Origin of the sequence: Vibrio sp. JC009, from assembly GCF_029016485.1 — a bacterium.
Classification (GTDB): domain Bacteria; phylum Pseudomonadota; class Gammaproteobacteria; order Enterobacterales; family Vibrionaceae; genus Vibrio.
In genome coordinates, this window is record NZ_CP092107.1 from 267,262 (window position 1) to 287,676 (window position 20,415).

Consider the following 20,415-nt stretch of genomic DNA (forward strand, 5'->3'; position numbering starts at 1 on the left):
TTGGTGGCTGATTATTTATTAAACAGCCACCAATAGGATTAGCTTAATAAGTTAACGGATTAAGTAACAATTTGTCTCCTGCTGAAACGCCTTTTCTGACGATATTGTTTTTCCCCAGCTGAACCAAACGCCTTTTCACCTGATCATCCTCAACAATTTTGACGTAATCAAGCTGACCAACCTGATAAATGGCGTCACCGGGTAAAATAACACCACTGACTTCACCGGCAGTAAGTGTTACTTTGCCATAGGAGCCGGGATAGATGGTCTGATCGCTGTCCATAGACAGCTTCACAATAAAGCTGCGGGAGTTTGCATCAGCCGCCGGTGATATTTCTACAACCTTCCCTTTACCGTTTAAACTGTGTGTGGGGATAGAATATTCCAGCTCTGTTCCAAGCCTTACATTTTTGATCTGACTTTCAGAGATACTGGTTTCCAGCTGAAGCGTGGCGGGATTGTACATACGCAGAAGTTCCATCCCCGGCGTCGCCGTATCACCAAGATTTACCGGACGTTGCGTCACCTGACCATCAAATGGCGCTGTGATAACACTAAATCCATAGGTTGTCTCGGCTTCTACAACCGTCGCTTCCGCTTGTCTGAAATTAGCCTGAGCCGTTCTTAGCTCACTTTCAGCGCGGTCAAACTCAGATTGTGACAAGAGTTTCTTTAACACCAGCTCTTTCACTCTTTTGTACTCTTTACGTGCAGCGTTTAGCCTGGCTTGCGCCGAGGAGAGGCTCTGCTCTGTCTGCTTAACCCTTGCATCCAGATCCCGGCTCTCCAGCCTCATAAGTACATCACCCTGTTTAACCATGTCGCCCACGTCCACAAGGACTTCTGCGACTTTCGCCGTCAACCTGGCTGACACTGTGGCTTTCTGGTCCGCCACTACGGTGCCGGTATATGAAGTTTTTAGCGGGATCATCTGCTCTTCAAGAACATGAACTTTTGCGCCCTGCAGATCAGAAAGTTTTACGATTCTCTGCTCCGGCAGCTTTTCAGTAAAGAAGCCCGCCATATACAGGAAAAGTACGCCAAGAATAGAAAATAAAACGACACCTAAAAAAAGTTTTGACGTCTTCATGCTTCTTCCTCCTCTTGAAGCGGCAGGCCATGCCCTTCAACGTTTTTATAAGCCATGTTGTACACAACCGGAATAACAAACAAGGTAAACACTGTGGATGCAGCAATACCGAAAATAATCGCCCACGCCAGCCCGTTAAAGATAGGATCCAGCGTAATGACCACATTACCAAGTAGTGTTGTCCCTGCTGTCAGTAAGATTGGCCGCATCCTTACTGCTCCTGACTGAATCAGAGCTTCATTCAGTGGCATCCCGGCCGCAAGCGACTGCTGGATAAACTCAATAAGGACCAGAGAGTTACGCACCACAATACCGGCAAGTGCGATCATGCCAATCATAGCTGTGGCGGTGAACAGCGCAGGGTTCGGATACCCATTAATTTCGCTGCTTAACGAATCCAGCAACCAGAAACCGGGCATAATGCCGATAACGGTTAACGGAATAGCCAGCATGATAATCCCGGACACAGCAGGCAGGCCGGTTTGCACCAGCATGACAATAAATACGCCAAGCAACGCCGCGCCATAGGCGATACCTAAATCACGGAATACGTCCACAGTGATCTTCCATTCACCCTCGCCGCTCCAGACAACGCTGATATCATCACCCACAGACCAGGCGTCTCCTGCCCCGTTATTGAAGTAGTGGCGTTCACTTAACGGCACACGTTTATCTGAAGACTCGCCATCATGATCGGCCAGTACATCGGCAATAATTTCACCAGGTACCCTGCCCGAGGTTTCAGCATAGACATAAACGACAGGTTTCAGGTTTTTGTGGTAAATCGGCTGATCGGCTTTGTGTTTTACAAAGCGGCCGATTTCAGAAAGCTGAACCAAAGGCTGTGGTGCGTCCACAAGGGCTCCGTTAACCAACTGCTTGCTGATCCCCGCCTGACCGCGAACATATAAAGAAAGCAGCTCATTGAGATCGTCTCTGTTTTGATTTGCTAAGCGAATAGTAATCGGAAGTTCATTGAGTTCGCGTTCCGCCTTAAGGTTTGCCAGAACAAAGCCCTTGTTTGCGGCAGAGATCGTCTGATTGACGTCATAAACAGAAACACCAGAAAGCGCCGCTTTTTCATGGTCAACAATAAACTGCCAGGTCTCATACTCACCCTGAATGGAGGTATCGACTTCTGAGACAAACTCTTCGCGTTTCAGTCTGTCGGCAACGATCTGAGCCTGCTGTTGCAATCTGGTGTAAGAGGTCGTTTCCTTACCATACACTTCCGCCGCAATGGTTGAGATCACCGGAGGTCCGGGTGGCATTTCAACCAGCTGAATATCTGCGCCATTTTGTGCAGCGATTGCTTCTAAATCATTTCTCAGGCGGGTAACAATTTCATGAGACTGATGATGACGTCGGTCTTTTTCTGCCAGCACGATTCGCAACTCCCCCTGATTAGGAAGAGAGCGCATAAAGTAATGACGAACCATTCCGTTAAAGTCCATAGGCGAAGCGACACCTGAGAACCCGGATACCGAGGTGACTTCAGGTACGGTTACCAGATAATCAGAAAACGATTTAAGAACATTTGAAGTTTCAACAAAGCTCGCCTTCTCAGGCATATTCAGCACTATCTGAAATTCGTTTTTATTGTCATACGGCAACAGTTTTAGCGGAACAAGACGCATAGCCGGCAGCATGGCCGCAGCAAAAAACAGCAGTGCCACAATCCCAAGGAAGCCCCAGCTTTTTCCCCTGCTGTTTAACAGCGGGGTCAGCAATTTCTGATACCACTTATACAAAAGCGTGGTTTTAACATCGTAGGCACCTTTATCTTCCGCAGCTCTGAGAATCTTCTTCGCCAGCCAGGGCGTGATCATAAAGGCAACAAAGGTACTGAAAATAACACTCACAGGAACGTTAAATGCCAGAGGTGCCATATAAGGCCCCATCATTCCGGTAATAAAGAACATAGGGGTAAATACGATGACAATGGCTACCGTCGACATCAACAGCGCGCTGCGGATTTCCGCCATCGCCATAACGATAGCTTTGGTACGGGAAAGATCTTTTCTTTTCAGATAGCGCTCTATGTTATCGATACTGGCAATCGGGTCATCAACAATTAAGCCCAGAGCCAGGATTAACGCGAACAGCGTTACCCTGTTGATTGAATAGCCAAAGGCTAGGTCCATACCTAAAGCCGCGCCATAACTGATTGGAATCGCGATCCCGACCACCAGTGCGCTTCGCCAGTTCAGGAATAGCCCCACAAAGACCACAACGGTCAGGATAGCGATACCCAGACTGGACACCAAATTAGTTACCTTGTCACTTGCAGTCTGGCCGTAGTCCCGGATAATGCTGATTTCAACGCCATCGGGCAACTGAGTCTGCCTTATCTGCTCCAGTTCATGCAAAATACTTTCTGAAACCGCTACAGCATTTGAGCCTTTCTGTTTGGCAACAGAGATAAATACCGCCGGATAGACCTCACTTGGCTCGCCTTCTGACGGACCATACTGAAACCAGGTATCGGTCTGAGGCTCTTCCGGACCGTCGGTAATGGTTGCCACATCCTGCAGATAGACAGGCTTACCATCCACAACATTCACCACCAGTCTGCTCAGATCTTCTGCGTTTTGGAAAAACTGGCCGGATTCCAGCTGATAAACATTACCGGACTGATGAATTAACCCGGACTCCTGTTTCGTATGAGTCAGCGCGAAAGCATTTCTCAGATCTTCAATGCTGGTTCTACGGCCAGCCATTGAAGAAGCATCAAGAGCCACTTCAACCGTTCTTGGCTGACCACCTGTTACTTTAACAACATTGGTGCTGTCCAGCGCTTTGAGCCTGTGTGTTGCCTGCTCTGCAATACGTCTTAATTCATAGGTACCGATTTGCTCAGGCTTAGTGGAATAAAGAGAGGCGATAACAATTGGCACATCATCAATTTCAACCGGTTTTACCATCCAGTTGCTGACGGTAGACGGTATTTTGTCCTGATTGGAATAGAGCTTGTTATAAAGCTTGATCAGCGCATCTTCGCGCTGCTCACCAACGAAATATCTGACAATAACCTGAGCAGCGCCTCTCATAGAAGAGGAGTAAACATACTCCACACCATCAATTTGGCTCAGAAGCTTTTCTAACGGTTCTGTGACCTGTTTTTCTACCTGTCGTGCGCTAAGACCAGGAGCCTGAATCAAAACATCCGCCATAGGCACGATGATCTGAGGATCCTCTTCCTTAGGCGTTAGCCAGAGGGATGCGGCGCCGATAACCAGCGCCAGCAGAATAAGAATGGGAGGAAAAAAACTGTTCATCACTTTTTGGACAACGTTGGCTTTCAATTCTTTTTTCATTTTTCCTCCCTTATTCTCTTTGTAAGAAAGTTTGTTAGCTTTATTTAGAGCTAACTATTGTCTGAGGTTAGTTGCACTAAACCGACTCTGCTGTCACCTGGCGGTTTTTTGCGATACAAATCATTAAATTAGTTGCGCCCAGCCCCACCATCATGGTTGCAAAGAAAAGCACAACGCCTCCATTTCCTGCGGCGAGAGAAGCCACTGCCGGTCCCGGACAGATACCAACCAGTCCCCAGCCTATGCCGAATGTTGCAGCTCCGGCAATCAGGCGGAAATCGATTTTTTTGTTGTTTGCCAGACAAAACTCTTCAGCGATCATAGGCTTTTTGCGTGGCTTAATAATCAACAGATAAGCTGGCATAAACACCGCAAGCGCGCCACCCATAACAAAAGCAAGATCCGCAGACCAGTTGCCCGCGACATCCAGAAAGGCAATCACATTAACAGGGTCTACCATTCCGGAGATTGCCATTCCCATACCAAATAAAACGCCGGCAAAAAGCGATACTAAACGAAACATATTATTCTCCGAATCAGATTAGGTGTAGACGAACAAAAACGGTCATTCCTGCAACCAGCATAAAAACACAGGTTGCGACAATGGAGCGTACAGACAGACGGCCGATACCACAGATCCCGTGTCCGCTTGTACATCCGTTACCTAATTTGGTTCCGATACCCACCAGCAAACCTGCAAGTGCGATCATAGCCGGAGTGGCTGCAAATTCGGTTGGAATTTCAGCGCCAAAGAAATACACACCGGCCATACCACCGGAGATCATTCCGATAAAAAACAGTAAACGCCATGAATAATCCTTCGTCTTTGGCGTTAAAAGCCCGGTAAGAACACCGCTTATACCGGCAATTTTGCCATTCACCAACAATAACAATGTGGCCGAGATCCCCAAAAGCACACCACCAAACAACGAATCCCAGGGAACAGTAAAGCCCATCAAATAACCCTCAAGTAAAACTAAAAATCAGCGACAAAAAATCACATGTAAATTTTGCAGCAGATGAGCAACACGCTCATCCGCCAGAGAATAGAAAACCTGTTGTGATTCCTTGCGAACAGTAACAAGGTTGTGCTTTTTCAACACCGTAAGATGCTGAGAAAAAGCCGACTGGCTCAGCGTTGAGCCTTCCTGAAGCTTACCCGCCCCTACTTCACCCTGTGTCAGTTGACAAAGAACCATCAGCCGTTCCGGATGGGCCATCGTTTTTAGCAATTCAGATACTTCATTAGCATTGGTCTGCATTTGAGCTATGTCCATAGTGGCCTCCGGAAACTCATTTAGTTTGTTTAGATGTTACTAATATACATTCATTAGTCAACACTTAATTAGTAATTTCGGTTTTAATGAAATAAATATTAGACAAAACTAAATTAGCTGATTATTATCATTAGTGCAAGTTCACCAGAGGAATAAAAGATGACAATTGATAATGGAGTTCGGGTGTTGGCAGGAAGCATGGTGCTTTTGTCTGTGATTCTGACCGCCACCGTTCACGAGTACTTTGTCTGGTTGACCGTGTTTGTCGGCTTAAACCTTATCCAGAGTGCTTTTACCGGTATCTGCCCTGCTGTAGCCATACTGAAAAAAATGGGCTTGAGCGAAAGTTAGTTCAATAGCCAAAAAGTGAAATCTAAAAAGGCATATATCTGTCTCAGCTTAGACGTTTTAGCCCTGAGACAGCATGTATGCTTTTTTAGATTTTTATTTGTATATGTTTTCGTCAAAGTTGGAGTAAGCCATGACAAAAATAGTAATAGTGGGCGGTGTTGCCGGTGGTGCATCAGCAGCAGCCCGTGCTCGCCGTTTAAGTGAAGACGCAGAAATCATTATGTTTGAACGAGGAATGTTCGTTTCGTTTGCCAACTGTGGCCTTCCATATCATATCGGTGGCGATATTACAGAAAGAGCGGATCTGCTTCTTCAGACTCCAGAAAGCTTCCTGGCACGATTCAACGTTGATGTCCGGATAATGAATGAAGTGGTTTCTGTTGATAAAGAAGCAAAATCTGTCACGGTAAGAAACGTATTAGACGGCAGTGAGTACACAGAGAGCTACGACTTTTTATTACTAAGCCCGGGCGCAGGCCCTATTGTTCCGCCAATTCCGGGAATCGAAAACCCACTGACGCATTCCCTGCGTAATATCCCGGACATGGATAAGATTCTGAACACCATCAGAATGAACCGCCCTGAGCACGCAACCGTGGTTGGTGGCGGCTTTATCGGCCTTGAGATGATGGAAGCCTTCCACCAGCTCGGGATTAAAACCACACTGGTTGAACTGGCAGATCAGGTAATGACTCCGGTTGACCGTGAAATGGCGGGCTTTGCTCATGAAGAAATTAAAGAGCATGGTGTTGACCTTAAACTGGGCGTGGCTCTTGAAGCGGTTGAGTACGTTCAGGAGCCCCATGTTCCTAACATGGAAACCGGTGAATCAAACAAGTATGCTCATATTCAGGGACATCTGGATCTGACATTAAGCAGCGGCGAGAAAATTCAGACAGAAATTCTGGTGATGGCTATCGGCGTACGCCCTGAAATTAAGCTGGCACAGGAAGCGGGCCTGAAAATCGGTGACCTGGGTGGTATCTGGACAACACCTGGTATGCAAACCAGCGATCCTAGCATCTATGCAGTGGGTGACGCTGTAGAAGAGGCTGACTTTGTAACTGGTAACCCAACCCTTGTTCCGCTTGCTGGCCCTGCAAACCGTCAGGGTCGTATGGCTGCCGATAATATGCTGGGTCGCGAAGAAACTTATCAGGGCACTCAGGGGACGGCTATTTGTAAGATCTTCGATCTGGCTGTTGCTTCAACGGGTAAGAATGAGAAAACCCTTAAGCGTGAAGGTATTCCTTATAAAAAGGTTTATGTACACACCGCCAGCCACGCAAGCTACTACCCTGGCGCAGAAGTAGTGTCATTTAAGATGCTTTACTGCCCGGAAACGAAGAAAATTCTTGGTGCTCAGGCCGCAGGTAAAGACGGTGTGGATAAGCGCATCGACATTATGGCCGTTGCTCAGCGCGCAGGAATGACTATCGAACAGCTTCAGCACCTGGAACTGACTTATGCTCCACCGTTCGGTAGTGCGAAAGATGTTATTAACCAGGCTGCGTTTGTCGCAAACAACATCGAAAAAGGCGACTCAAAGGCGATTCACTTTGATGAGCTTGATTCTCTGACTGACAACCAGATTGTTCTGGATGTACGAACTCCCGAAGAAATTGAAGAGTTCGGTACGCTTGAAGGTGCAATCAATATCCCTGTAGATGTGCTACGTCACCGCATGAACGAGCTGCCGAAGGATAAAGAGATCATTATTCTTTGCGCTGTTGGGTTACGTGGTAACGTGGCTTACCGTCAGCTGGCCAATAATGGCTACCAGGCTCGCAATGTGATTGGTGGTTACAGAACGTATCGATTCGCAAAAGCTTAAAATTGTATTAGGGGAGCCACATGGCTCCCTCTTTTAAATCTAGCCAAGTTTCAGCGTCAGTATATATCCATAGATATGATATATTGTTGTGTTCGATAACTTATTGATTAGACGCTGTTATGTACGGAGAAAAACAAACCAAAGCTTTTTGCTCTGAATGCGAAAAACTCACTCTTCATGAGTATGTGCAGTTTGGCAAAGATAGTACAGGAGAAAAACAAGGAACAAAGATAGGCTTTCTCAAAGCCCTATTTTCAACTCTTGATCCTGGCTATGGAACTGGCGACTACAAATGTACAGTATGCGGTACTTACCTTCATACACCTGATTACCTCGATTAATACCAGTCCACCAAAACAAAGCCAACTAAGAGTTTTGCGCCCGTTTCATCGAAAAGTCCCATAGCTTGATGATGTGGTTTTTAGCCGATAAATTCTGTCCTTGATTTATTGGCACTGATAGAGCAAATGGAAGCTTAAATGGGATGAAAGATAACTCCCAATTTTGAGCTCGTTTAGGATTTAGTTGTCCTATCGAATAATTGAATAGTTACGCAAAACTCTCGTTCCCATGGTCCTCCGTGGGAATGCATATCAGACTCAAAGTTACCAGCCGGGGTATAAACTTCCACGGAATTTATTTTCTTTGTTTTTAGTGTATTACGCGGATGCTTTAAGCCTCGGTATGCATTCCCACGCAGGAGCATGGGAACGAGGGCGTGGTGAATAGTTTGAGATCTTATTGCATAAATAAAGCATGCTATTTCAAATGGCAGCGCTCGTTTTTGTCCAATTTCGTGCATGGACGGCACCATGACATAGCTTACAAATAAACAACTTTAAACCGCTCAAGAACCAACAGCATATCTTCACTGACAGCTATGCCTTCTTTTTCACACTCATCGCTAAAGAATTCCCAGTGCGCTTTTCTCCACCATTCTAAAGATTTGTCTCCCTCACCTTCAGATGCTGCGAATTCAGCGGTTACTTCAGAGAACTTACATACCGAAACTTCTGTCGTTTCTATAATTGATGTTGGATTACCATTCCAGTCGGTTACTACCATTATATCCCCGACTTTTGGCATCTCTTCCTGACCGTTTTCGTACCAGTGTTTCATACTGCAGGTTGCGGTTTTCTCACCAGCCAGGATCAATTGGGCACAGATGTTGGCGTTCTCTTCGTCTGCACAAAAGCAATCCGCTACCTGTTTGCTATGCCTTTCTCTTTGCGAAGGCGTCAGACTGTCTAAATAGGCATCGAGAAATTTTTGCTGTACTTGGTTCACTTTTAAATTACCTGATTTGATTAAAAAAAACGCAATGGCTAACTTGCGAATTCCCGGAGCAAAATATAAACAACATATGGTGCTTGTTACCTACTCTGGGCAAACACTGGCCCCAGGACGTGCTGTTCCGGTAGCCTCCTCCCAGCAATCAACAGGCTCTGGTTTTGGCAGAGGCTTTGCAGCCGGCTGACATGCGGCGCTATTTGGATAGCGGCGGCAGGTCTCGCCTTTGAAGTAGGTTTCTTTGGGTACGCCTACCTCATCGACGTACAGGTGAAGATCATGGGACGTTTGCCCGGAGCTGTTCTGAGGTGCGGGAATAATGGCCGTATCAGAGACTGATGGTACGGAGAGTGACTGATTGTATGCTGACGCTTTACCGGCTGCTTTTTTCTTCAGGGTGTTCCTTTCCGCTTTTTCTCTAATTGCAATCACACGGGCGTTTTGCTCAGCCATAAAGCGATCCCACTCCTGCCGTTCTTTCTCTGCCTTTTCTTTTTCTCGTTTGGTAAGCTCAGCTTCGCTGGGAGTGTTTGCTAATACTGCTTTCGCTTTATTAAACACATCTTTCTTTTGCTCATAGGTTAACTTTTCAGTGTTCCGGTAATAGTCAGCCATAAACGATGCGGCCTGGTTATATCCCTTGCATATGGAATAAGCTAAAGCAGAGCTTCCGGCATAATGCTCACAGCGCCCGCCTCCGGATGTTTCCGGCAAGATATTGTTGCTCTCATCCAGCAGTAAAGTCAGCATCTGTGTTTTCTGAGGGCTTGCATCAAAGTGTTCGATAGCAAAATAGAATGCGCCTGGTCTGTAAAGCCACTCTCTTGGAGTCTTCCTTGTGATATCGATAGGATAATATTTACAGCTATAGCTTTCGGTGATGTCGTAGCTACGCCAATACTGTATCCGCTGTTTAAGGATAACTTCGTATGACAGGGGGTAATTTTTCAGATAAGCCGCAGCCAACGGCGTTTGGTAGCCTAACCCGCATTGGTTGGTGCTTATTCGGTGCTTTGTCATAAGATTGAGGAAGCTTGCTGCCTCTTCATCACTCAGGTCAAACCGCAGCGGTGCATCAATGACAAACCTTAGTTTTTGATGCTCACCTTCTTCTTTATACACGTACTTCCGGACAAGCGCCGACATGGTACGCTCAAAATCCCACTTCTCAAGCATCCGTGTTGCCAGTCCGAGATCCTTTTTATAAACCGCACACTCTAACAGCGTTCTGCATGGGCCACTCGATTTGTACTCATCCCGCCTGACAGATTGCTGTATGTTTTCTTTGTCTGCAACGTTAGTCTGATTACTTCCGGCAATCTGCTGATGGGTAGATTGGCAGCCTGCTAAAAGAGCAGAGCAGGCCAGTGCCGTCACAGATAGAGTGGCTTTGCTTTCCATTTACACTCTTTGCTCTTAACTACCGTTAAAGGCTGACTGAAAACTTGTGTCGTTCAGCAGATCAAACAGCATGGCTTTGGCCGTTGAGCGTTGCGAATCACTTAACGCTTTGTCCGGATTTTCCCTTGATTTGGTTAATATATTTTTCACGAATTTATTGTTCACACCGGACAGTTCATATACGTACTTTAACGTATCGAGAAGCTCTGACTGCTTCAGGCTGTAAACCGTCATTTCCCGCTCAATAGCATCTAATTTCAGCAGGTTCTCAACGACGGCCTTCCGTTCGGCATTAAATTTCTCTTTGGCTTCATAGGCATCAATCAGGATCTGGACTTTTTCCACTAATGCCAGCGGAATATTCATTGTTTTAGTTTGAGTGCTCATTTGTTATTTTTAATGTTAGTGATCAGTGAGGTCAGTGTAGTCCCTGATGGAATGGCAAGTCATCATTTAGTGGAAGATATGTGATGTAGAAAGGAAACTGAAAAGCCCGGTGGTTAAAAGTTCTGCGTCAGGTAAATAATGTCTGGCTTTTCAAATTATTGAGGGAAGCATTTTGCTTCCCTCAAATGGATACTTCTAAACTAAGCTTACTCTGGTCTTTCCTGACACTTTTTCACACTCTCAGCAATCAGTTCAAGTGCGCTTTTATCGCACTCTGGCAGACTTGCATCGGATTCAGCGACAGGTGTTACCCGCTCACCCCATTTCAGTAAGCCAGCACCCCAGGTCAGGCCGGCACCAAACGCAGCAAGTAAGATGGTGTCGTTTGGTTTGACTCTGCCCTGATCCACTGCCTCACAAATGGCGATAGGTACAGTTGCTGCTGAAGTGTTTCCGTAGTTCTGGATATTAACAAACGCCTTATCCTGACCAATTCCGGTAAGATCAGCCAGTGTCTGAATAATACGGATATTGGCCTGATGAGGAATAAGCAGATCAACATCTTCTACAGATATACCTTCCCTCTGCAAAACGGTTTGAGCAGCAAGGCCCATACCTTTAACTGCGCGTTTAAAGATCTCGCGCCCTTCAAAGGTAAAGTCCCAGTAACCGTTATCTGCTGCGAATCTGTCCATACAGGTACCAAATTTAGGAACGGACAGGATATCACGGCCACCAGAATCACAACCGATAAGCGCCTGTTGCAAACCAACCTGTTCTTCGGTTCGGCTAAGAATCGCAGCACCGGCACCATCACCAAACAGAACCGCTGTGTCACGCTTAGTCCAGTCAATGAAGAATGAAAGTCTTTCCGCGCCAATAACCAGTGCGTGCTTGTAATTGCCAGCCTGAATAAGTCGTGTTGCTGTCTCAAGGCCGTAGACAAAACCGGTACAAGCTGCATTTAAATCAAAAGCTGCCGCGCCAACTACGCCAAGGTTCTGTTGTACTTTTGAGGCGATATTCGGGATCAGGGAATCCGGAGAACAAGTCGCAACAATGATGATATCCAGATCTTTTGCTTCAACTCCCGCTGCTGCCATTGCTTTTTTAGCGGCAACTGTCGCCATATCAGAAGTTTCAACATGGCTTATTCTTCTGTTTGCAATACCGGTACGTGTACGAATCCACTCGTCAGATGTTTCCAGAAACGTGCTTAAATCATCATTAGAAAGAATGGCTGGTGGAACGCATTTTCCCCACCCGGTAATTTCAGCGAAATACTTACTCATTGAATGCCTCTGCGCCTTCGATTTTTATTACAAATTATATAGTTTTGATGAGTATACGCGCATTTATGCTTAACGGTAAATACCGTTTAAAGTTCTGAATTGAAAACGTATTACACGTCATGTTATTAAAATATCGCGGCCTAAATGTTTTTTAGAATTAAGATTTTGATTGCAAAGTGCTCAATTGGCGCAATTCCGTATTGACTATCCCTGTCATAAAATTGTAAAGTGCTATCGTTTGTATATACACTAGGGGTATGATGTGAGTACCACAAGCAAAGCGACAAAAACGAAAAACGAATCAAATAAGAAAGATAGCCAGCTAATTATCAGAATTAACGGCCAACAGCGGGATGAATTCGTTGCATTATGTGAAGACCTTGATACTTCCGCAGCTCGCGAAATTAGACATTTTATTAAACGCTTTATGGCAGAGAACAGAGAAGATTAGCTGTAAGCTTAGTGTCACGAGTATCAATTACAAAAGAGCCTTGAAAGGCTCTTTTGTTTTTTCTAAGCTTTTTTGTTTAGGAATGGTTATCTATTTCGGGCTTCACCCATACCTCACTAAAATCAAACCAGCCTAACGCATTGCATTTCGCATTTTGCAGCGTACCGCAGTGGTCCTTACTTACACCCAGCCAGCAATGAAACATGGGGACAATCTGATTGCTCTCAACTAACAAGCGTCCCAGTTCTTTCGCCGGAAATGCCGTGTCCTTTTCTCTTCTCCAGGCTTCAATCAGTTCGTGCCACTGGCTGAAGCTCTGTTTATCGCTCATGCGCTCGATATCGCTGTGCCCTAAAAGCCACCCTGCCAGGGCATCATCTCTGTTTGTTCCCAGGCCCATGGGTTTCATCCACAGGTCGATGTTATCTGTCTTATCTACTTTATAGCTGTATTTTACAAATTCCACTGAGATGCCATCAGCACTGAGTACTTTCTCTATGGACTTAGCCAAAGCAGGAAATATAGGATGCTGACCATGATAGGCGATTGTCAGTTTTTCTTTGCCAGGAGGTGACAGTTTTTTATACCCCGACAACGAATGATGCCATCCGGGTTTTAGCCCGTGAGCCGGTAACAGGCCCATATCAACAATGGTCTGTTCCGGTAGCGCCCGAAACAGGTTGAACGAATTGAGCGTATTGCTGATATACCTTGCCCACTGAGGGTCCTGTAATACGCCATTACGCCTGTTCATCAACAAATAAGTACAGCCGGGATCGAGCTCTACATCCTGGTTCACGGTATTTTGCGGTTTAATCGGATTGGAAAGGCTGGGAAAAACGAGTGTTGAGTAGGCTTCATCAATCACCCAGACTTCCACATTGTCAATCAGGGGTCGATAGCCAAAATAACCATCATAGGCTTCAAGGATCAGACGCTTGTCATTGTTAACTTCTACCTTATACGGCCCGGTTCCAATGGGCATCAGGTCAAAATTATCCAGTTGCCAGGTTTTAGGAGGTATGATTTTCGCGGATACTTCACTAAGAATAAGTGGTAAATGCCAGTCATCGCTGACAAGGTTAATATCAATCACCCAGGGCATTGGACTAACAACGCTCTCAATGTGGCTGAAGAGTTTATGCTCTTTCAGACTACAAAGGCTTTCTATTACATGCTCGGTCTGCAATATATTGCCATTGTGAAAGCGCACTCCCCGCCTGAGATAAAAACGCCATTTGTTTCCTGCAATCGCTTCCCAGGTGTGGGCAAGATCAGGTTGGATCTGATCATTTTCATCCAGTTTGGTCAGCCCGCTGAAAATCTGACTGATGATATGCTGCTCAGAACGCCGGTGAGGCTTAGTGGGATTGAGCATGGATAGCGGACGGTAATATGGCAGACGAATGACCTGCTCGCCTTCCAGATGTTGAACGCCGAGATAATCCTGAATTACCTGAGTGAGTTTTCCCGCGTCGCGATCAAGAACCGTCAGCGCCTGACCAATTTTGCCCTCTTCAAGATAACGCTTAGCCAGGTTTTCACTCACATCTCTGCGGTTTCGCTTAAATATAAGCTGAGAAAGGTTCCCCCGTCCGGCAGCCGGATGCCACTCAATCCAGCCCTCCTCAGCAAGTTTATTCAACACAATACGAGCATTACGCCGGGTGCAAAACAAGATCTCGGTAATATCATCCAACTGGATACCGGTATCTTTTCCATTAAAGTGTTCAAACAGGGTTTCAAACTGGGCTCTAAGCCTTGGGCTGCTCATAAAGAGGAAAACTCACGTAAATCTGGTTTGGTCAGTTTTCCTATTTTAGCACAGAGAAGATTGGCTTTGTGCGTAGCAGTCGTTAACTTTGGATATCTATGCCAATTTCAGCAGCCAGCTGTTCCAGTTGTTCGGAATTATCTAATTTAATCGACCACTTACATTCACTGCCGTTGACAGAAATAACATTAGCACCGCCTATCAGTTGAATAGCGTCAACCTGCGCTTGCATAGTCAGCATATGCTCGCCCATCATTCGCACAACAATTTCATACTGAGTCACAATAATTTTTCCGCTTTTAAATTCTATAACCATTACTACTTCTTATATTTCATCACTGCGATCGTTAATCTGCTGGTGCAAACCAGTCTGCCTCTTTCATCTTTAATTTCAATTTGCCATACCTGTGTGGTTGCACCCAGGTGAAGTGGTTTAGCTGTGCCTGTCACAATGCCGCTTCGCATCGCCCGTATATGGTTTGCATTTATATCGAGACCAACGCAGTAGTAATTTTCATCGACACAAAAGTTTGCCGCAAGCGAACCAAGAGTCTCAGCAAGAACAACCGATGCCCCACCATGCAGCATTCCAAGGGGCTGATGGGTAAAACTGCACACAGGCATGGTTGCTGACAGCGAATTTTCAGTAAACTCCGTATACCTGATTTGAAGATGCTCAACCAGTGTGTTTTTTGAGGTCTGATTCAGCCTGTCCAGATCAATCTCTTTTTTCCAAATGCTCATAGGGTCCCCTTAAAATTTAGTGATATCATTATAAAACTATATCTATAAAAATGTATTCGATTGTTTGAGGGTTGAACCGGTGAAACGCTGGAAAATTGCATTATTTACAACCATTTCGCTTGCTATCACTGCCTGCATTTCATCACCGCCGTGAAATCTTTAATTTCATTCTTAGTTAATTCTTTAATATTCCGCGATAAAGTGCATAATACTGCGAAAATTAATCCTATTAAGGAAATACTAAATGTCTACTGAGTCAACTATGCTAGAGCGCTGCGGCTCTAAATGTGAGCTATGCGGTTCTGATTCTACTCTTTCTCCGTTCGTCGTTGCACCTCATACACAGGTAACTGTTGACCATGCAGTTATGCTTTGTGATACCTGCAAAAGCCAGGTAGAAGATCCTGAAACTATGGACGCAAACCACTGGCGTTGTCTGAACGACAGCATGTGGAGCCAGGTTCCACCGGTACAGGTACTGGCATGGCGTCAGCTTAAGCGACTGTCAGCAAAAGAGAGCTGGGCGACCGATCTTCTCGACATGATGTACATGGAAGAAGAAACAGCACAGTGGGCTGAAACCGGCATGGAACAGGATGGCATGAAGCACGTTGACTGTCACGGTGCTGAGCTGAAAGCGGGTGACAACGTAACTATCATCAAAGACCTTCCGGTTAAAGGTTCAAGCATGGTAGTAAAACAAGGCACAATGGTAAGAAACATCGGCCTTGCGAAGGATGACTTCGAACTGTTCTCAGGTAAAGTTGAAGGCCAGTCAATGTGGCTGCGTTGCGAGTTCTGTCGTAAGAAGTAAAATAAAAAGCCCCGGCGCATATCCGGGGCTGGAATTCAGTACTGCTGTTTAACGCATCATGCCGATATCTTTTTGCATATGGTCAGACAGTTCTGAAGAGTAATAACTTTTCTCTACACTGTCTTCCACAAAAAGAACGTCTAACAAATGAGCAATCAATCCTTTGATATTCACCGCGTAGGTTCTTTTGTCCATAGAGGTATGTACCGGGATGTTGTTAGCATGAATTACCTGAGCCATAGTCACCTCTTTGATTAATTTTGATTACTTATCTGATACAACTGATTTTAGGCAATTTATCTCACTTCTGAAAATGACAAAAACTCGACTTTCAGATTAGATTATCTAATGCGAATAAAATTTAACAAAGATTTCAACATTGGCGGGCACGTTGCGAATAATTATTCAAAAATGCCAATATTTGTTGCATTTTATAAAGTGCTCATGCAATTTAAAAACTTCAGGCAACAAGTATAAAACATCACCGTCAGAATCATCCCGGCTTTTGAAGGTACATTTTTGCGATTTGGGTCAATTTTATTAATGCGATGGAGAGCTCTGAAAACGCAACAAAATACGCTGACAACGTAAAAAGGAGCCGAAGCTCCTTTTTATCACTATTTTTGCGACAGTAACATTCAGACACCGGTTAAGGGTACTAAATAAACGAGTGCCGACCAGGCTACCACCCAAACAACTACAACCGCTGTGTCCATCCAGTCTTTAGTCCACATAACTACTCTCCCATCAGTTCACTACACACTCCACTTGTTTAATAATTAAACAGCAAGACGCGTGCCAAAATGGAAAAGGCGCTTTATGGTTAGCCGATGTCTCCTGCAAAAGACGCCCAACTGCCGAGTTTTTCCGGATAGTGGCGGACAAAGTCAATAAAACAGTCGGCCATGGAATAATGGGTGACTGTTCCACTCCCCTGCATTTCCGTTAAGCCTTCGTAGCCCTCTTTGCCTTTCATGGTGTAGGCTGAAGAAGTTCCTGAGTACAGTTTTTCAGGCTCTACTTCTGCCCATCCCAGCCCGTCCTGATAAATCTTAAGATTGATAATCCGGCTTCCGGCCGGGTTTTCAGGTTTGTATATATAATCCAGATTGTATGCGTATGGATAACTGCCCGAGCCAGTGCCAATCACACCATTATTCGTTGCATTGTTAATTGCCCCTTCCAAAGCAGTGGCAATATATTTCCCTTTTATACGGTAAACACCGATAGGAACGGCAAACGGAAGCAGCTTACCGGCAATATCGGCAACCGAAATTGGTCCGGGATTTAAAGAAGTTCTGACGCCACCTGCGTTATGAATGGCAAATTCTATCTGATGACCCAGAGCATTCATCTTATGCATAAATGATTCGGCAACCAGTGGCGCGATTTCACTTCCGCCCATATGATCCGGAACTCTCACATGCCTCAGAGTTCGGTTTACCTCACCAATCTTGCTGGCCTGCAATTCCCTTACTCTGGGAATGTATTTGTCTTCAAGCAGGCTGTGCACGTGAGGATCCCGCTTACAGATAACCACATTCTCATGCTGCGCAAGATAATGGTGTGCCTTCTCGTGTGTGCAATCCTGATGAACTTCCTGAAGGCTGGCATCAATACACAAGCGTCTGCCAATCAAAAGCTCGTTTTTACCGGCAAAGTGCACCACATTACCATCTTCATCAAAATCGATATCGCAGTGACCAATACTCTGAGAGTGCAATCCGGCCTGAACGATATGAGTACCATTAACTTTAGTTCCATACTCATCTTCGGTATTCATGCCAAGCGAGCTGAAATCTCCCTGCAGCGTATGACTGTGAGCTCCGATGATCAGGCTAATACCCTCTACGGCTTTAGCCAGTTCCTGATCAAGTTCATATCCGTTATGGCTAAGCAGAATAATTTTATTGATCCCCTGCTGATGCATCGCCTTTACCGTCTGTCTGGCTGTCTCTATGGTATTCATAAAGGGAGTGTCAGGGTCAGCGTTGGCTATCTCAGCCATCTTATCGATAGAAAGACCAAACACGGCTACAGGCTCACCGTTCACATGTTTTACAATCCAGTCCGCTCTTTTCTCCACTGCGTTGTAGGAGATCAGGTTTGATTTATCATCCAGTCTGACCTTTTTACTTTCAGACTCTTCACTGATATTCCAGTTACCGGAAAGAAGTGGAAAATTGATTCTGCCAAGAAACTCAGCCACAGGCTCATTACCCATGTCCAGTTCATGATTGCCAAGCGCCATTGCGTCAATTTTAAGTGCGTTGAGCATCTCAGCGTTGGCTTCACCTTTAAATAGTGAGAAATAGAGCGTTCCCTGAAAACAGTCACCGCCATGGAAAAACATAAATTTCCGGCCACTTTGCTGCGCCTGCAGTTTAATCTGTTTTGCTCTTGTGGCTATGCGGGCAAAGCCACCGTTGCTGACGTATGGAGATATTTTTTCGCCATCAATGTCCAGATTTAACTGCAGAGACTGGGGCTCAAAGTAGGAGTGGGTATCGTTGATATGTGCCAGTGTCATTCTAACCGGCTTATTTTTTCTATTCATATTTTTTCTGTTTTAATCTCGTCCCCGCAATAGTAAGCGAAATCTTGTGACAATGTAATGACGAATTTATGTGACCTGCCTTTATGCGTGAAAACTAAGTTTGGATTATGCTTATGTTAACGAGAGGAGTATGTTATGCAGTTACAACGTATTGATATCTCAGGATTCCGGGGCATTAAACGTCTGTCTCTTACTTTCGATGAACTTACCACGCTCATTGGTGAAAACACCTGGGGTAAGTCTTCCCTGCTTGATGCACTTTCCATTGCACTTCCCGCTGAAACCATTCCCTATGAATTTAAAATGCAGGATTTCCATGTGGATTATGCCATTGCGCATCCGCAAACGCAGAATATTCAGATCATTCTGACCTTTGTCCCCAGCTATGACGGTGAAGAGCATTCAGGCCGGTACCGGAAAATCAAACCCATCTGGACACAGGATGAGACAGGCCAGAAAAAAATAATCTACCGGATAAGTGCCGACCGGGATCTTTACAAAATATCCCAGAGTTTCTCTTTTTTAAACGAAGAAGGCGAAACACTGGCTTTACATCACTCTGAAAAACTGGCCATTGAGCTGATGTCACTGCATCCGGTTATTCGTCTGCGTGACTCACGCCGTTTACGTAGCTACGAAAACGGTAAGGCTCAGGATCAAATCAATTCCAGAATGGAACGGAGAATAGAAAATACCTGTCGCAGGCTGCTGCATATTCCCGGTCATGTGAGTAAAGGCGAAATAAAAAGCAGCCTGAATTCAATGCAGGATCTGCTGGAGCACTATTTTTCATTTAAACCACGCAAAAAGGATATCACTAACAAACAGCGCGATAGCCTGCTGTTTTCGTCGTCTTCAAACTCCAACAGCCTGATTCAGGAGATAAAAGAGGCGAAAAACACACAATCAAGATTACTTATACTTGTTCTTCTGAATAATTACCTTCAGGCCAAAGGTCCGGTGAACCTGAGAAAATGCGCCCGGCCGATATTTATTATTGAAGATCCTGAAGGCCGCTTACATCCAACGCATCTGCTCAGAGCCTGGAATCTGGTCAACCTGATCCCGATGCAGAAAATCATTACAACCAACAGTGCTGATTTGCTGGCAGCGGTTCCTATTTACTCCATAAGAAGACTTGTCAGGCATTCGGAAAAAACCGTCGCTATGTCGCTGCCCTATAAAATGCTGGGAAGAGACGAACTAAGAAGAGTCGGCTTTCATATCCGTTTCCACCGCTCCAGCGCGCTGTTTGCAAGGTGCTGGTTGCTGGTTGAAGGAGAAACCGAAGTCTGGCTGTTTAATGAAATCGCAAAGATGCAGGGCTATAACCTTGCTGCAGAAGGCGTACATATTATTGAGTTCGCCCAGTCCGGGCTTAAATCTCTGTTAAAAGTCGCCAGAGCTTTTGGTATTGACTGGCATGTGGTCACCGATGGTGATGCTGCAGGTAAAAAATACTCTCATACCGTCAGGAATATGCTGGGCAACGATCTGGAAAATCACCGCCTGACAGAATTACCGGAAAGGGACATTGAACACTACTTATATGCACACGGTTTTGAGTTCTTTTTTAAAGATCTTATCAAAGTACCGCGCGACCACCCTATTCCGGCTAAAAAAGTGATCAACCGGGTACTGAAAAAGTACGCAAAACCCGATTTAGCCCTTGCTATCGTCTCACAGTGCGAAGATAGCGGCGTAGAATGCATTCCACAGCTGATCAGAATGACCTTAAAACGAGTCATCACCATGGCAAACGGAAATACATAAGCAAAAAAGATAGTAGCCCTCAATAAAACTAAACTTATTGAGGGCCACTATTTTGAAGAGTTA

Annotated in this window: 20 protein-coding genes; 6 read left to right on the forward strand and 14 right to left on the reverse strand. The window is 45.3% G+C overall.

Annotated features, from left to right (window positions below):
- Positions 1-43: 43 nt before the first annotated feature.
- From L3Q72_RS16150 to L3Q72_RS16170, 5 genes are all read right to left on the reverse strand, one after another.
- Positions 44-1,090 (reverse strand): efflux RND transporter periplasmic adaptor subunit, encoded by a 1,047-nt coding sequence (locus tag L3Q72_RS16150; RefSeq protein ID WP_275133191.1) that lies wholly within the window; start codon positions 1,088-1,090, stop codon positions 44-46.
- On the reverse strand, positions 1,087-4,407 hold the full coding sequence (locus L3Q72_RS16155) for an efflux RND transporter permease subunit (RefSeq protein WP_275133192.1): 3,321 nt from the start codon (positions 4,405-4,407) through the stop codon (positions 1,087-1,089). Before L3Q72_RS16155 ends, L3Q72_RS16150 begins: the two co-directional genes overlap by 4 nt.
- 76 nt (positions 4,408-4,483) lie before the next feature.
- Positions 4,484-4,930 carry a YeeE/YedE family protein gene (locus L3Q72_RS16160; protein ID WP_275133193.1) on the reverse strand — a complete coding sequence of 149 codons (447 nt, stop codon included), beginning with the start codon at positions 4,928-4,930 and terminating at the stop codon, positions 4,484-4,486.
- A gap of 13 nt (positions 4,931-4,943) precedes the next feature.
- Positions 4,944-5,363, reverse strand: coding sequence for a YeeE/YedE family protein (locus L3Q72_RS16165; protein WP_275133194.1), 420 nt, complete (start codon positions 5,361-5,363; stop codon positions 4,944-4,946).
- A 27-nt stretch (positions 5,364-5,390) separates the two neighbouring features.
- Positions 5,391-5,684 (reverse strand): metalloregulator ArsR/SmtB family transcription factor, encoded by a 294-nt coding sequence (locus tag L3Q72_RS16170; RefSeq protein WP_275133195.1) that lies wholly within the window; start codon positions 5,682-5,684, stop codon positions 5,391-5,393.
- Between the two features lie 159 nt (positions 5,685-5,843).
- Here L3Q72_RS16170 and L3Q72_RS16175 point away from each other — a divergent pair, with 159 nt between their 5' ends.
- The 3 genes from L3Q72_RS16175 to L3Q72_RS16185 all read left to right on the forward strand — a co-directional run bounded on the left by L3Q72_RS16175 (position 5,844) and on the right by L3Q72_RS16185 (position 8,210).
- Positions 5,844-6,035, forward strand: coding sequence for a DUF2892 domain-containing protein (locus tag L3Q72_RS16175; RefSeq protein ID WP_275133196.1), 192 nt, complete (start codon positions 5,844-5,846; stop codon positions 6,033-6,035).
- Positions 6,036-6,165: 130 nt separating this feature from the next.
- Positions 6,166-7,869, forward strand: a complete 1,704-nt coding sequence (locus L3Q72_RS16180) for an FAD-dependent oxidoreductase (protein ID WP_275133197.1) — start codon at positions 6,166-6,168, stop codon at positions 7,867-7,869.
- A gap of 119 nt (positions 7,870-7,988) precedes the next feature.
- Entirely contained in the window at positions 7,989-8,210 is a 222-nt protein-coding gene (locus L3Q72_RS16185) for a hypothetical protein (RefSeq protein ID WP_275133198.1), read from the forward strand.
- Positions 8,211-8,691: 481 nt separating this feature from the next.
- Here the strand turns inward: L3Q72_RS16185 and L3Q72_RS16190 are convergent, their stop codons facing one another.
- The 4 genes from L3Q72_RS16190 to L3Q72_RS16205 all read right to left on the reverse strand — a co-directional run bounded on the left by L3Q72_RS16190 (position 8,692) and on the right by L3Q72_RS16205 (position 12,239).
- Complete coding sequence (locus tag L3Q72_RS16190) at positions 8,692-9,156, reverse strand: ASCH domain-containing protein (RefSeq protein ID WP_275133199.1); 465 nt, start codon at positions 9,154-9,156, stop codon at positions 8,692-8,694.
- A 90-nt stretch (positions 9,157-9,246) separates the two neighbouring features.
- On the reverse strand, positions 9,247-10,560 hold the full coding sequence (locus L3Q72_RS16195) for a hypothetical protein (RefSeq protein WP_275133200.1): 1,314 nt from the start codon (positions 10,558-10,560) through the stop codon (positions 9,247-9,249).
- Positions 10,561-10,575: 15 nt separating this feature from the next.
- Positions 10,576-10,947, reverse strand: coding sequence for a hypothetical protein (locus L3Q72_RS16200; protein WP_275133201.1), 372 nt, complete (start codon positions 10,945-10,947; stop codon positions 10,576-10,578).
- A 206-nt stretch (positions 10,948-11,153) separates the two neighbouring features.
- Positions 11,154-12,239: a ketoacyl-ACP synthase III gene (locus L3Q72_RS16205; protein WP_275133202.1), complete on the reverse strand. Its 1,086-nt coding sequence runs from the start codon at positions 12,237-12,239 to the stop codon at positions 11,154-11,156.
- A gap of 262 nt (positions 12,240-12,501) precedes the next feature.
- Between L3Q72_RS16205 and L3Q72_RS16210 the strand changes: the two genes are divergently transcribed.
- Positions 12,502-12,690, forward strand: coding sequence for a hypothetical protein (locus L3Q72_RS16210; protein ID WP_275133203.1), 189 nt, complete (start codon positions 12,502-12,504; stop codon positions 12,688-12,690).
- Between the two features lie 76 nt (positions 12,691-12,766).
- Here L3Q72_RS16210 and L3Q72_RS16215 read toward each other — a convergent pair whose 3' ends face one another.
- The 3 genes from L3Q72_RS16215 to L3Q72_RS16225 all read right to left on the reverse strand — a co-directional run bounded on the left by L3Q72_RS16215 (position 12,767) and on the right by L3Q72_RS16225 (position 15,208).
- Complete coding sequence (locus L3Q72_RS16215; RefSeq protein ID WP_275133204.1) at positions 12,767-14,464, reverse strand: SgrR family transcriptional regulator; 1,698 nt, start codon at positions 14,462-14,464, stop codon at positions 12,767-12,769.
- Between the two features lie 82 nt (positions 14,465-14,546).
- Positions 14,547-14,780, reverse strand: a complete 234-nt coding sequence (locus L3Q72_RS16220; protein ID WP_275133205.1) for a DUF3389 domain-containing protein — start codon at positions 14,778-14,780, stop codon at positions 14,547-14,549.
- Positions 14,781-14,782: 2 nt separating this feature from the next.
- Complete coding sequence (locus L3Q72_RS16225; protein ID WP_275133206.1) at positions 14,783-15,208, reverse strand: hotdog fold thioesterase; 426 nt, start codon at positions 15,206-15,208, stop codon at positions 14,783-14,785.
- 244 nt (positions 15,209-15,452) lie between these two features.
- On the opposite strand from L3Q72_RS16225, the gene L3Q72_RS16230 reads away from it, so the two are divergent.
- On the forward strand, positions 15,453-16,022 hold the full coding sequence (locus L3Q72_RS16230) for an alkylphosphonate utilization protein (protein WP_275133207.1): 570 nt from the start codon (positions 15,453-15,455) through the stop codon (positions 16,020-16,022).
- A 48-nt stretch (positions 16,023-16,070) separates the two neighbouring features.
- Here the strand turns inward: L3Q72_RS16230 and L3Q72_RS16235 are convergent, their stop codons facing one another.
- On the reverse strand, positions 16,071-16,262 hold the full coding sequence (locus L3Q72_RS16235; protein ID WP_275133208.1) for a hypothetical protein: 192 nt from the start codon (positions 16,260-16,262) through the stop codon (positions 16,071-16,073).
- Positions 16,263-16,845: 583 nt separating this feature from the next.
- A complete protein-coding gene (locus L3Q72_RS16240; protein WP_275133209.1) occupies positions 16,846-18,579 on the reverse strand; it encodes a bifunctional UDP-sugar hydrolase/5'-nucleotidase in 1,734 nt (577 codons plus the stop codon).
- Positions 18,580-18,714: 135 nt separating this feature from the next.
- Between L3Q72_RS16240 and L3Q72_RS16245 the strand changes: the two genes are divergently transcribed.
- Entirely contained in the window at positions 18,715-20,352 is a 1,638-nt protein-coding gene (locus L3Q72_RS16245) for a DUF2813 domain-containing protein (protein WP_275133210.1), read from the forward strand.
- The last annotated feature ends 63 nt before the right edge of the window (positions 20,353-20,415 follow it).

Bases quoted from the DNA above. Each gene is read 5' to 3' on its own strand.
- L3Q72_RS16185 (WP_275133198.1), top strand. From the start codon at position 7,989: ATGTACGGAGAAAAACAAACCAAAGCTTTTTGCTCTGAATGCGAAAAA.
- L3Q72_RS16150 (WP_275133191.1), bottom strand. From the start codon at position 1,090: ATGAAGACGTCAAAACTTTTTTTAGGTGTCGTTTTATTTTCTATTCTT.
- L3Q72_RS16225 (WP_275133206.1), bottom strand. From the start codon at position 15,208: ATGAGCATTTGGAAAAAAGAGATTGATCTGGACAGGCTGAATCAGACC.
- L3Q72_RS16245 (WP_275133210.1), top strand. From the start codon at position 18,715: ATGCAGTTACAACGTATTGATATCTCAGGATTCCGGGGCATTAAACGT.
- L3Q72_RS16230 (WP_275133207.1), top strand. From the start codon at position 15,453: ATGTCTACTGAGTCAACTATGCTAGAGCGCTGCGGCTCTAAATGTGAG.
- L3Q72_RS16205 (WP_275133202.1), bottom strand. From the start codon at position 12,239: ATGAGTAAGTATTTCGCTGAAATTACCGGGTGGGGAAAATGCGTTCCA.
- L3Q72_RS16165 (WP_275133194.1), bottom strand. From the start codon at position 5,363: ATGGGCTTTACTGTTCCCTGGGATTCGTTGTTTGGTGGTGTGCTTTTG.
- L3Q72_RS16195 (WP_275133200.1), bottom strand. From the start codon at position 10,560: ATGGAAAGCAAAGCCACTCTATCTGTGACGGCACTGGCCTGCTCTGCT.
- L3Q72_RS16200 (WP_275133201.1), bottom strand. From the start codon at position 10,947: ATGAGCACTCAAACTAAAACAATGAATATTCCGCTGGCATTAGTGGAA.
- L3Q72_RS16160 (WP_275133193.1), bottom strand. From the start codon at position 4,930: ATGTTTCGTTTAGTATCGCTTTTTGCCGGCGTTTTATTTGGTATGGGA.
- L3Q72_RS16175 (WP_275133196.1), top strand. From the start codon at position 5,844: ATGACAATTGATAATGGAGTTCGGGTGTTGGCAGGAAGCATGGTGCTT.
- L3Q72_RS16235 (WP_275133208.1), bottom strand. From the start codon at position 16,262: ATGGCTCAGGTAATTCATGCTAACAACATCCCGGTACATACCTCTATG.
- L3Q72_RS16220 (WP_275133205.1), bottom strand. From the start codon at position 14,780: ATGGTTATAGAATTTAAAAGCGGAAAAATTATTGTGACTCAGTATGAA.
- L3Q72_RS16155 (WP_275133192.1), bottom strand. From the start codon at position 4,407: ATGAAAAAAGAATTGAAAGCCAACGTTGTCCAAAAAGTGATGAACAGT.
- L3Q72_RS16180 (WP_275133197.1), top strand. From the start codon at position 6,166: ATGACAAAAATAGTAATAGTGGGCGGTGTTGCCGGTGGTGCATCAGCA.
- L3Q72_RS16170 (WP_275133195.1), bottom strand. From the start codon at position 5,684: ATGGACATAGCTCAAATGCAGACCAATGCTAATGAAGTATCTGAATTG.
- L3Q72_RS16215 (WP_275133204.1), bottom strand. From the start codon at position 14,464: ATGAGCAGCCCAAGGCTTAGAGCCCAGTTTGAAACCCTGTTTGAACAC.
- L3Q72_RS16240 (WP_275133209.1), bottom strand. From the start codon at position 18,579: ATGAATAGAAAAAATAAGCCGGTTAGAATGACACTGGCACATATCAAC.